Origin of the sequence: Pseudomonas sp. R45(2017), from assembly GCF_002112305.1 — a bacterium.
Taxonomy (GTDB): domain Bacteria; phylum Pseudomonadota; class Gammaproteobacteria; order Pseudomonadales; family Pseudomonadaceae; genus Aquipseudomonas; species Aquipseudomonas paraglycinae.
The window spans coordinates 1-12,217 of the sequence record NZ_NEHH01000021.1; the positions used below are offsets into that span (position 1 = coordinate 1).

Here is a 12,217-nt window from a genome sequence, read left to right on the forward strand (position 1 = left end):
AATCGAAATCAACCCCCGCCCCTGCCCCGCCGCATCCAGCAACTTCGCCAGGTTCGCCACGATCCGCCCGCCCGTCGCGGCAAACGGATGCCCCGCCGCCAGCGAGCTGCCCTTGACGTTCAAACGGCTGCGATCAATCGAGCCCAGCGGCGCATCCAGCCCCAACCGGGTCTTGCAGTATTCCGGATCTTCCCAGGCCTTCAACGTGCACAACACTTGCGCGGCAAAGGCTTCGTGGATTTCGTAGTAGTCGAAGTCCTGCAAGGTCAAACCATTGCGCGCCAGCAAGCGTGGCACCGCGTACACTGGCGCCATCAAAAGTCCTTCGGCGCCGTTGACGAAATCCACCGCCGCTGCTTCGCCGTCGCGCAGATACGCAAGGATTGGCAGACCACGTTCCTTCGCCCACTCCTCGCTGCCCAACAGCACCACCGACGCGCCATCGGTCAACGGCGTGGAGTTGCCGGCGGTCAGCGTGCCCTTGGCGCTTTTCTCGAAGGCCGGTTTCAGGGTCGCGAGTTTTTCCAGGGTCAGGTCCGGGCGCAGGTTGTTGTCGCGGGTCAGGCCGAGGAACGGGGTCATCAGGTCGTTGTGCCAGCCTTCGCTGTAGGACGCCGCCAGTTTGTGATGGCTTTCGAAGGCCAGTTGATCCTGTTCTTCGCGGGGGATGTTCCAGGTCTGCGCCATCAACTCGCAGTGCTCGCCCATCGACAGGCCGGTGCGCGGTTCGCCGTTGCGCGGGAATTCGGGGATCAGGTGTTTCGGGCGCAATTGCAGAAAGGTCTTGAGCTTGTCGCCGGTGGTCTTGGCGCGGTTGGCTTGCAGGAGGATCTTGCGCAGGCCTTCGCTGACGCTGATCGGCGCGTCCGACGTGGTGTCGACGCCGCCGGCAATCCCGCAGTCGATCTGGCCGAGGGCGATCTTGTTTGCCACCAGCAACGCCGCTTCCAGGCCGGTGCCGCAGGCCTGTTGAATGTCATAGGCCGGGGTCGCCGGTGACAGGCGCGAGCCGAGCACGCATTCGCGGGTCAGGTTCATATCCCGTGACAATTTCAGCACCGCTCCCGCGACCACTTCGCCGATGCGCTGGCCGTGCAGGTTGTAGCGTTCGATCAGGCCTTCGAGGGCGGCGGTGAGCATCACCTGATTGCTCGCGGTGGCATACGGCCCGTTGGAACGGGCGAACGGAATGCGGTTGCCACCAATGATCGCGACGCGGCGCAGCTGACTCATGAAATGCTCCTTGTGAAATATCCGGACTGAAAATCGAGCGCTGAAAACCCGGTCGGGCCACAAAAGCGCCGAGGGCAAACTACTCTGCTGTTCTAGCGTAGGCCTTATTGCGTGGATCGAACGATTGATTGCCCTTCGCAGTCCACACTTTGAACCCCATCTTCTGGAGAGCGTTCCATGTCTGACCGCTATATCGACTTCGCCAACTCGTCCATCGGCCACCGCCTGGTCGGAGCCCTGGGCCTGCCGTCGCCGGTGAGGCTGGAACGCTGGCAGGCCGGGCGCCTGCGGCCGGTGGAAGGTGCGCTGCTAATCGGCGGCGGGCCGCTGGCCGAGCGGGTCAGCACCTTCGCCAATCGCCTGACCGACGCGATCTACCGCTACGGCGACCAACCGGCGACCGCCACCCAATGGATTCCCGGCCATGGCCCGAAACTCAAGGCCGTGGTGTTCGACGCCAGCGATTTGCAGCACACCGACCAGCTCAAACAGCTGCGCGAATTCTTCCAGCCACTGATGAAGAACCTCGACAGCAGCGCGCATCTGGTAATCCTCGGCCGCGCCCCGGAAACCCTGCGCGAACCGTTTGCCGCCAGTGCGCAGCGCGCGCTCGAAGGTTTCTCCCGCTCGCTGGCCAAGGAGCTGCGCAGCGGCGGCACGCTGCAACTGATCTACGTCGGCGAAGGCGCCGAGGATCAGCTCGAAGGACCGCTGCGGTTTTTCCTCTCGCCAAAAAGCGCATTTGTCTCCGGGCAAGTGATTCGTCTGACGGCCTGCGCCACTCAAGTTACCGACTGGACCCGCCCGCTGGCCGGGCGCAAGGCGCTGGTCACCGGCGCGGCGCGAGGCATCGGCGCCTCCATCGCCGAAACTTTGGCCCGTGACGGCGCCGAGGTGATCCTGCTCGACGTGCCGCCCGCGAAAACCGATCTCGAAGCCCTGGCCGCTCGCCTCGGCGGGCGCGCCATCACCCTCGACATCTGCGCCGAAGACGCCGCTACGCAACTGATCGAACAGTTGCCGGACGGCCTCGACATTCTGGTGCACAACGCCGGCATCACCCGCGACAAGACCCTGGCCAACATGACGCCCGAGTTCTGGGACGCGGTGCTCGCGGTCAATCTCAAAGCACCGCAAGTGTTGACCAAGGCCCTGCTCGACAGTGGCACCTTGCGCGATAACGCCCGGGTGATTCTGCTCGCCTCGATCAGCGGCATCGCCGGCAATCGCGGGCAGACCAATTACGCGGCGAGCAAGGCCGGGCTGATAGGACTGGCCCAGGCCTGGGCGCCGACGCTGCTGGAACGCGGCATCAGCATCAACGCCGTGGCGCCGGGTTTCATCGAGACCCAGATGACCGCGCACATTCCGTTCGGCCTGCGTGAAGCCGGGCGCCGCATGAGTTCGTTGGGTCAGGGTGGCCTGCCGCAAGACGTCGCCGAGGCCGTGGCCTGGCTGGCCCAGCCGGGCACCGGCGCGTTCACCGGGCAAGCGTTGCGGGTGTGCGGTCAAAGCGTGCTGGGGGCCTGAACATGACCATCGAATGGCAAACCCTGCACCACGAGCCGAGCCTGCCGGGGCTGTATGCCCGGGCGGCGACCCGACGCAAAATCACCGGCACCACCCTGCCCGACAGCGGCTTGCGCTGCGCCGTCGAGGTGGATGGCAAACGTCTGGCGGCGTATCGCAAGGTCTGCGGTTTCGCCGATGACGGCCTGCTGCCGCCGACCTATCCGCATATCCTGGCGTTCGCCCTGCAGATGCAATTGCTGACGGCCAAGGAGTTTCCGTTCCCGCTGCTGGGGCTGATTCATCTGAGCAACCGCATCCGCGTATTGCGGCCGATGGGCGGGATCAGTCGCGCACAAGTCAGCGTCCGGGTGCATAACCTGCAACCGCATCCGAAGGGCGCGACCTTCGATCTGCTGACCACCCTCGACGATCAACTCGGCCCGTTGTGGGAAGCCGAAAGCCGGATGCTCTGTCGTGGCGTGAAGCTCGAAGGCGAAGCGGTCGAGCAGACCTGGGAGCCGACGCTGCCCCTCGCGCAAGTGGCGCAATGGAACGCGCCGACGGACATCGGCCGGCAGTACGCGAAAGTCTCCGGCGACTACAACCCGATCCACTTGAGTGCCGCCAGCGCCAAGCTGTTCGGTTTCCCAACCGCCATCGCTCATGGTCTGTGGAACAAGGCCCGGACGCTGGCGGCGCTGGCGGATCATCTGCCCAAGGCCAACCTTGAGGTCACCGTGCACTTTCGCAAACCGGTGCGCCTGCCGAGCGAGGTGAGCCTGTTCGCCAGCGCGGCCGGTTCCAGCGGTGAGTTACGCCTGATCGGCGCCGGGGATCTGGAGCACATGGTGGGCAACTGGCAGCCGGTAGCCTGACATCGAGGCCGGGAAAACCTGCTCAATTGTGTATATATCACTTAAGTTTTCCCGCGCCGCGAACAACTTCTTCGCCAACAGCCAGCCTTGATTTTCAAGGCTTTTTTTTGCTCGCCTATATCCTCGGTATTAGTCGTTAGGGGGCACTCGCCGCCCCCTGCATAAAGGCGTTAATACCAACTTGAGAATGGCGTGGATCCAGCCTTGCGACTGATATGAGCACAACGGACGAAGGCATTGCCGGCAACAGAACCGGCGAGCCGTCGAAGTCAACGAACGTTGTCACAGGTGCAAGGAACAACCCTCATGAAAACCCACATGAAAGCTCAGGCGTGGTGCAAGTCGGCAACAGCACTGGCCCTTATTCTCTCTCTCGGTCTGGCCGGTTGCAGCAGTGGCGGCGGCGGTCATCACAGCAGCTCCGACAGTTCTTCCCCCGACAGTTCGACTGCGGGTACTGGCGGCACCGGTGGCACGGGTGGTACCGGAGATACCGCAGGCACTGGCGGTACTGGTGGCACTGGTGGCACTGGAGGGACGACAGATCCGACCAATCCGACCAATCCAACTAATCCGACCAACCCGACAGATCCGACCAACCCAACCAATCCGAGCACTCCGACCCCTCTGGTTACCACCACACTGGTGCAGGACGTCGGGAATACCGTCAGCGGCGTCGGCGATGGTGTCGGCCAGGTCGGCGACTCCCTGAGCGGCGTGCCGATTGTCGGTGGCGTGGTGCAAAGTGCCGCCAAAACCGCCGGCAACGTGGTGACCACCCTGGGCGACGGCGTGGCCAACGGCATCGGCAAACTGGCGACCACCGACAATGGCCTGGGCGTCACCGCTTCGGCGGTCGGCGGCGTGGTGCAGGATGTGGGCAACGGCGTGTCCGACCTGAGCGGCAAACTGGCGACCGCCACGGGCAGCGTTCCGGTAGTCGGCGGCGTGGTCACCCGTGTAGCACCGGTGCTCAATGGCGTCGGTGAACGGGTCACCATGCTCGGCGACACGCTCAGCACCGCTACCACCACCGGCCCGCTCGGCTCGGTCACCAAAGAAGTGGGCAGCAAACTGGTGCCGGTGATTGCCATGGTCGAAAGCACCACGGACAAACTCGGCAGTGCCACGGGCCTGGGCGCTCCGGTGAACGGCCTGCTGCAGAAAGTCGGCAGCACCGTCGATGGAGTAGGCGACAAAGTCACCGACGCCGGCAATGGCAACGCCCTGACCAACACCGTCGGCGGAGCCCTGAGCAATGTCGGCACCGCTGTCGGCAAGGCTGGCGGGCTGGTGAACAACGGGACCGGTTCGGGAACGGGCGTCGGTGGCGGTCTGGGCAGCAATGGCCTGCTGCAAACCGTCGGCGGCGCCGTGGTCAACGTCGGCGCAGGCTTGAGCAGCGGCAATGGCAGTCTCGCCGCACCGGGTGGTGTGCTGGCTGCGGCGGGTAATACCGTGGCTTCACTCAACACCGTGCTCGGCGGCTCGGGATCGCCGATCACCAGCCCGACCACTCCCCTGGCAACCCTGGGCAACAACGTGGGCGCCGGACTTGCGCCGGTTACCACTGCGGTCACCAGCCTGACCCAGAATGTCGGTGCCGCCACCGGGCTCGGCTCTCCGGTCGCGGGTCTCACCAGTCAGGTTGGCGGCGCCGTCGGCAATCTGGGCAACGCGATCGCCGGCACCAACAGCAATCCGGTCGTGGCGGCGGTCGGTAACACTGTCACCACGGTGGGCAACACGGTCACTGCGGTCGGCGGGCTGGTCAACGGTGGCACTGCCACCGGGACTGGCGGCGGACTGGGTGGAGTTCTCGGTGGCCTGACCGGCGCCCTGGGAGGCAACAATCGCTGATTTGCACCTGGCCGATTCGACGGCCTTACCTACAGCGCCTACGCTTGGTTGAGGGCGGAAGATTCCCACGAGTCTTCCGCTTTTTTCTTAGGAGAAACCCTGCCCCGTGCTGCGGGTTTGAACATGGAGTGTCCTATGCGCGTCATGGCATCCCTGATGTTGCTCAGTCTCAGTTCCACCGCCCTCGCCGACACCCTGCCCAGCTTTCTCAACAGCAACGAAACCATTCGCAACCTGCCGGTGCCGAACCTGCCCGCCGACGCTTACCGGCCGAACGCCGCGCCGCTGCAAGTGCCGGAGCCCGGTGCCACGGCCACGCAGCCGTTGCTGATGGGCACGAAGATCAACCTCAGGACCGTGCAGATCGAAGGCGGCACGCTCTACCCGTTGAACGAACTGGCCGAAATCTACAAACCGCTGATCGGCCGCGAGAGCAGCCTCGCCGACCTGATCGAAGCCACCCGCACGATCACCCGTCGCTACCAGCAGGACGGTTATCTGCTGTCCTACGCCTTTCTGCCACAGCAGACCTTCGATGACGGCGTGGCGCGCGTCGTGCTGGTGGAAGGTTACGTGCGCGACGTGCAGATCGCCGGCGACGTCGGACGGGTCAAAGCCCTGCTCGACCGACTGGCCGCCAAGCTCCAGGCCGAACGCCCGCTGACGCGCAAGACGTTCGAGCGCTACACCACGCTGATGACCCGCATTCCCGGCGTGACGATCCAGGCCCAGGTGCCGCCGCCCGGCACCACCGACGGTGCAACGACGCTGGTGGCCCAGGCCAGTCGCAAGCCGTTCACCAGCACCCTGAGCACCACCGAAGACAACCGCAATGGCACCCAGGCGTTGCTCGGCGTCAGCAGCAATTCACAAACGTCGATGGGCGAACAGTTGAGCCTCAGCGGCCTTTTTCCACCGGGGGATGATCACGAGCATTACTACCGGCTGGACTACAACCAGTTCATCAACGACGAAGGTGCGCAGCTGAGTCTGTCGGCCTCACGCTACCGCGCCGATCCCGGCACCAACGTGCAGTTGAGCAACGGACTGGAACTCAAGCCGCACCGCGAAAACGACCGTTATTCGCTCGGTTTCACCCTGCCGCTGATTGCCGCCTCGGATGAACTGCTGACCGCCGGATCGCGCCTGTACGCGGTCAACGACAAGACCCGCTACAACGTGATCGGCTACCCGCTGAGCGTCGAAGAACGCACCGACATCCGCGCCCTCGCCTTCGAAAGCGACTGGCGCAAGGTCGATGCCCGACAACTGCGCATCCTCAGTGGCGGCGTGTATCAAGGGTTCGACAGCCTGGGTGCGCATACCAACAACAGCGCCATCGACCTCGACTTCTTTCGGGTACGACTTTCCGGGGTGCAGAGCGACAAGTTCCTCGACAACTGGCAAGGGGTGCTGTCGGCTGCGTTGTACTGGAGCCGTGACACCCTGCCGGACAGTGAGCGCGCTGTGTTCGGCGGGCAGAATTTCGGCCGCGGTTATCCCGACGATCAGGCGTCCGGCGACAAGGGTTGGGGCGTGGCTTACGAGATCAATTACAGCTTCAACCGCGACGGCAACTGGGTGCGCATCCTGCAACCGTACTTCGTGCTCGACCGCTCGCGAAGCTGGTTCAATGAGTTGCCGGTGCAGGCCAACAACCTGTCATCGGCGGCAGTCGGCCTGAGATTTGGCGATGCGAAGTACTACAACATCGCCCTGGAAGCGGCCAAGGCGATGTCGGATGAAGCGCTGGACACCTTCAATCGCCGGCCGCGCTACAGCATCAGTTTCAGCTATCAGCTGTAGCACGATCGACCGCTGAATCAGAAGGCGTAGCGTACTTTTGCCGTGAAACCGTCAGCGTCAAAACCGCTGGCGGTCACGTAGTTGTACGACCCGCCGAGACTCCACGCGCCCATCCGGTAGTTGGCGCCCAAGCCCAGTTCATAACTGTCACGCACCGGGGTGGTGCCACGGCTGGTGAACGAATCACCACCCAGCACGAACGACGACGTGGTGCCGGTCTTGTCGCCAATGACGTCATGCCAGGCCATCAGCTTCGCTTCGGGCTCAAGGCTGCCGGTGCCCACATCGAACGCAGCGGCCAGACGTGCACCGACACCCATTTCGCCCACTTCATAACGCTGACTGCCGACATTCAGCGAGGCCGAACTGCCCTTCTCGCGATAGCTGTCCATGCCCACGTTGGCGTAACGCGCCCCGACCTGCGGCTCAAGCACCACATCCGGCATCAGGTGCACGCTGTAACCGGCCAGCGCACTCACGCCGAACACATTGCTCTCGTAATCACCCTTGGCGCGGGTGCCGGCGATGTAACGGCGCGACTCGTTGTCGTTCCAGCCGTACATCAGCGACGAATCGACGAACCAGTTGTCGTGGGTCCAGTTGCCGTACAGGGTCAGCGCATGGCCGGTGACCTGGGTCTTGTTGCCGCGATCGGATTTCACATCGGAGTCGAGGTAGCTGTACGCCAGACCGACCGCCAGATCGGCATTCAACTGACCATCGGCACCCACGGCGATGCCATGGCTGTCGGCATCGTAACCACTGACACCACGACGCTCATCCTGGTTGGCATCACTGCTCAAGGCTTGCAGCCAGACACCTTTGTCTGTCGGCACGCCGGCGTTACGGGCGCGACTGGAACGCTCATTGATGACACCCGACACCAGCGTCTGACTGTTGGTAGCCGCGTGAAGCACCCCACGGCTGACATCCGGGCTGAGGGTTTCGGACAACCGCGCCAGTTGCGCATCGGTGCTGGCGTTGGCGAACGCCTGGAACACCGGGTCCTGCTCATCGAGCCGCGACAACAGACTCGACACGCGGCCCACTGCCGTTGCCGCATTGCGACTGCCACCCGCCACAAGGGTGTTTTGCGCCAGCACCTCTTCGGACTTGTTGGTCACCACCGACGTGATGTCATTGCCCACGACCCCGAAACTCTTCACATCCAGCAAAGCAGAGGAAGACGTCACGGTGAGGTTATTGCCGCCGACAAGACTGCCCGAGCTGATCAGGGTGTACTTCGTACCACCCGGCGTCACCCGGAAATCACTGGAACGCGCCAACAGACGCAACGTCGCACCCGGCGCGATATCGGTAGTGCCCGTGACCTTCAACACCGGCAGCGCCGGATTGGTGTCATTGCCCAGGTACATTTCCAGCACCGAGTCGGACTCTTCCATGTCGAAGTCACCGATGATCGTGGTGTGCGGCTTCACCAGCGTCAGCGTGCCGTCCTCGATAGTCACGTAACCGGACTTGATGGTCGAACCGTCGAAAACCGCATCGCCGTCGATGATCACGCCGGACAGACCGATCAGATCCCCTTTGACCGTACCGCCGAAAAAGTCGAAATAGCTTTCGCCGTCATCGACCTGGATTGCCGCCGTGCCACCCTCGATCGAACCGAACAGTTGATAAATGGTGAAAGGACTCGCACCCACTGCCTGACCGCTGACGTGCACGCCAATGGACTCGCCGGAAATCGTGCCGTAGTTGGACAGGTTCAAGATCGCTGTACTGGCAGAGGTATTGAAGTTCACGCCTTCAAACGTCACCGCCTCAGCGTTCGCCCCGGTGGCGCGAATAGTCCCGAAGTTATTGACGCTCCCCTTGAGCGTGGCACCGTCAAGAAACAACCCCAGCGCGTCCGACCCGCTGGCGCTGATCGTGCCGTTGTTGCCGATGCCATTCAGTTTGGTTTGCACCAGCATCACACCGCTGGAACTCGCCCCGCTGGCCTCGATCAGCCCATCGTTGCTGAGCGAGCCGTTCAGCTCACTGCCCATATCCGAAATCCCGGTGGAGGTGCCCGATCCAGCCAGTCCATTGACCGAGATCGAACCCTTGTTGATCAGGTTCCCGGCTATTTTGCTGGGCGTCACACCGGAAGCCCCCAGCGCAATGCCCACGCCAAACTTGGCCCCGTCAATGCGGATACTGTCGTTGTTACGCAACTGGTCTGCCGTCAGCCCCAAAAACTGAGCGCCATAGGTCAGCGTCGAAGGCGCGCCGGGAGCAATCGTCCCGTTGCCACGCAGGTCGATCAGACCATAGTTCTGCAGGTTGCTGTTCAATGGCCCGCCGCTCAGGTCGTAGCTCAAATTGGCGCCGGCAGCGGCAACAACGCCCGCGTGCAGCGAAGTTGCAGCAACAGACAGCGCCAGTAACGAGCGGCACAAGCGATCTGTGTTCAATCGAGATTCCCTTCCAAAACATGAAAAACAGTTTCAGCAGGGGGTATCAATTTCACTCAGGCATCCCTACCGAACCCACCAGGTCGTCCGGTTTGGGCGCGGGGAATGTACACGAGCCATCATTTCGACACCATCAAAATGTCAAAGGGATGGCGTCAATTTCAAGATCGGCGTATTCGAAGTAGAAGCTGCGTGAGCACTCAGGAGATATTGATCTTTGGCTTGGGAAACAGATTGTCCAGGGTCTCCAGCAGCCGCACGTGATAGATCGGCTTGCGGAACAGGTCCAGCACCTGCAACCGCAGCATGTCGCTGACATCCTCCATGTCCGCATGCCCCGACGTTACGATCACCGGCAGATGCTGGCGCGAGGTGTGTTCGCGCAGGCGCTTGATCAGCGACATGCCGCTTTCCTCCGGCATGCGAAGATCGGTGATCACCAGGGCGATATCAGGATGGCGGGTCAGGTGATGCAGGGCGAGTTTGACCGACGTCGCGGTGTGACAGATAAAGTCCTCGCCCTCCAGCAACTCCGCCAGCTCCAGCAACGCGTCCTCTTCGTCGTCAACAAGAAGCAACTGTTGGCGGGGCTGTGAAGAAGCAGTCATTGGACAATCCCTGAGAAACTGATGATGGAACCGAGTGTAGTGCGAGATTGGCGAGCCATCGAGTCAGGGTGTCTGTACCGGTGCAGTCTGGGCCGTACCGCCCAGCGCTACTAGAATGTTGTTGAAGATGGCCAGTACCTTGGCGCCGACCGGCGTCACGAACACCACGACCACCACTGCTACCATCGCCACCACAATTGCATATTCGATGGCTGACGCCCCTTCGCTGCTGTGCAGAAACCGGCGGGCGCGCAACAGCAAGTATTCAAATAGCATGGAGGTTCTCCTTCGTGCCGGGGCACTCAGACTGCCGCATCCAGAGTCGCCTGCGATTCTCCGGTCCGGGACGCGGAACGGAAAACCTGCAGGCAGGATTCGAAGGTCAACGGGATGAACGCGATCAAGGTACGGGGCGAGTGACCGCAGTACCACCGAGTGAAACCAGAACGGAGTTGAAGATGTTCAGAACCTTGGCGCCGATCGGGGTCACGAACACTACGACCACCACCGCCACCATCGCCACCACAATCGCGTACTCGATCGCCGAAGCACCTTCTTCACTGTTGAGGAACAGCCGCACTTTGGCCGCCAGATAGTCGAGACTCATACGAAACATACGTCAACTCCTTCGCGCCTTTGGCGCCGATGTCACGCTACAGCGGCAAGGTTCCACCGTGCCATTTGAGCATTGTCAACAAACCCCCTCCCAACAACTGTAAGAACGGATTAATCACAAAGGATTAATCGCTTCGTCATCCCCTGCTTTTCGACTGCTAATTGGCCAACACCCATACTTTCGTGGGTTATTTGCCTGTCAGAAATGGCGTTTTGGCTTGTTTCAGCTAGCGTGGAAATAGCGAAATAGTTGGATGTTCATAGCTGCCTGATTGCGATGTTCCCTTGGTAGGAAGTGCGGGCTGGTAGTGCAGCAGGAAAGGGAGAGCCGTCATGAACAGTCGTGTGACCATGGGCCTTGCAGCGTTGCTTTTACTGGGCGCCATCGTTGTCGGATATTGGGGCCTGGTGCTCAGCCGCCAACCCGCTCCGGTGGCCGAGGCTCCCGCGCCGACGGTGGTCACCGTCGAAACAACCGTCGCTGCCGCCGAAGACCAGACCCGTCAACCTGTCGTGGTGCTGGTGCGTGACGTCCCGCCATTCACCCCTCTTGCTGCCGCCGACCTGGCCGTTGAAAAACTGCTCAGCGCCCCTGCCGGCAGCCTCGGCACAATCGAACAGGCCGTGGGCCGCACTCCGTGGCGCCACCTGAGCGCCGGCACCTGGCTCAACGAAGAAAGCTTCGAGGCCGGCGGCACACTGGCGCGCATGATCCATAAAGACGAGCGCGCGCTGGCCGTGTCGGTCGATGAAGTGATCGGCGCAGCCGGGCAGTTGATCCCCGGGGATTACGTCGACGTGTTGTTGTTCCTGCGCCAGGACGCCGCCAATCCGCAGCAGTCGGCGCAGATCGTTGTGCCAGCCATGCGCGTGCTCGGTGTCGGCGAGCAATACGGCCTGACCAATGACGGCCAACCGTCCGCCCCTGCGTTGAGTGCCGACGACAAGATCAAACAGGACCAGCGCCGGCTTACCGCGCGCACCGTGGTGCTGGCGGTGCCTGAACAATTGTTGAGTCGAATGATGCTCGCCACCCAGGTCGGGACGTTGCGCCTGGCCGTACGCAGCAGTGAGGAACAGCGCCTGGCCAAGTATTGGGCCGGCGAAAGTCAGGCACCGGAAAAACTGGTCGCCGCCAACAGTCAACTCTTCCAGTTCACGCAGCTGGCGCTGGGGACAACGCCGAAAGCGTCGTCGAGCGGCGACCAAGCTGTGGCGGCACGACCCGCAGTGGAAGTGATTCGCGGCAATCAGACCAACCAACAAAACCCATGACTGAGCAAGGATCCAA

General features: G+C 62.4%; 10 protein-coding genes. 5 read left to right on the top strand and 5 right to left on the bottom strand.

All coding sequences use genetic code 11. From position 1 onward, the window contains the following. A partial coding sequence (locus CAF74_RS28670) for an acetyl-CoA C-acetyltransferase (protein WP_085695706.1) occupies positions 1-1,233 on the bottom strand: 1,233 nt, incomplete at its 3' end. Positions 1,234-1,410: 177 nt separating this feature from the next. Between CAF74_RS28670 and CAF74_RS28675 the strand changes: the two genes are divergently transcribed. From CAF74_RS28675 to CAF74_RS28690, 4 genes are all read left to right on the top strand, one after another. Continuing rightward, positions 1,411-2,763: a 3-oxoacyl-ACP reductase gene (locus CAF74_RS28675; protein WP_085748603.1), complete on the top strand. Its 1,353-nt coding sequence runs from the start codon at positions 1,411-1,413 to the stop codon at positions 2,761-2,763. Between the two features lie 2 nt (positions 2,764-2,765). Further along, positions 2,766-3,620, top strand: a complete 855-nt coding sequence (locus tag CAF74_RS28680; protein WP_085748604.1) for a MaoC/PaaZ C-terminal domain-containing protein — start codon at positions 2,766-2,768, stop codon at positions 3,618-3,620. 318 nt (positions 3,621-3,938) lie between these two features. Continuing rightward, positions 3,939-5,480, top strand: a complete 1,542-nt coding sequence (locus CAF74_RS28685; RefSeq protein ID WP_085748625.1) for a collagen-like triple helix repeat-containing protein — start codon at positions 3,939-3,941, stop codon at positions 5,478-5,480. A gap of 135 nt (positions 5,481-5,615) precedes the next feature. After that, positions 5,616-7,286 (top strand): ShlB/FhaC/HecB family hemolysin secretion/activation protein, encoded by a 1,671-nt coding sequence (locus CAF74_RS28690; protein ID WP_085748605.1) that lies wholly within the window; start codon positions 5,616-5,618, stop codon positions 7,284-7,286. A gap of 17 nt (positions 7,287-7,303) precedes the next feature. On the opposite strand, the gene CAF74_RS28695 is transcribed toward CAF74_RS28690, so the two are convergent. From CAF74_RS28695 to CAF74_RS28710, 4 genes are all read right to left on the bottom strand, one after another. Then, positions 7,304-9,703, bottom strand: a complete 2,400-nt coding sequence (locus CAF74_RS28695; RefSeq protein ID WP_085748606.1) for an autotransporter domain-containing protein — start codon at positions 9,701-9,703, stop codon at positions 7,304-7,306. Between the two features lie 200 nt (positions 9,704-9,903). Then, entirely contained in the window at positions 9,904-10,311 is a 408-nt protein-coding gene (locus CAF74_RS28700) for a response regulator (RefSeq protein WP_085748607.1), read from the bottom strand. A gap of 63 nt (positions 10,312-10,374) precedes the next feature. Further along, positions 10,375-10,587: a Flp family type IVb pilin gene (locus CAF74_RS28705; RefSeq protein WP_085748608.1), complete on the bottom strand. Its 213-nt coding sequence runs from the start codon at positions 10,585-10,587 to the stop codon at positions 10,375-10,377. 124 nt (positions 10,588-10,711) lie between these two features. After that, complete coding sequence (locus CAF74_RS28710; protein WP_102688516.1) at positions 10,712-10,927, bottom strand: Flp family type IVb pilin; 216 nt, start codon at positions 10,925-10,927, stop codon at positions 10,712-10,714. Between the two features lie 332 nt (positions 10,928-11,259). On the opposite strand from CAF74_RS28710, the gene cpaB reads away from it, so the two are divergent. Further along, on the top strand, positions 11,260-12,201 hold the full coding sequence (gene cpaB / locus CAF74_RS28715) for a Flp pilus assembly protein CpaB (protein WP_085748609.1): 942 nt from the start codon (positions 11,260-11,262) through the stop codon (positions 12,199-12,201). Positions 12,202-12,217: the final 16 nt, after the last annotated feature.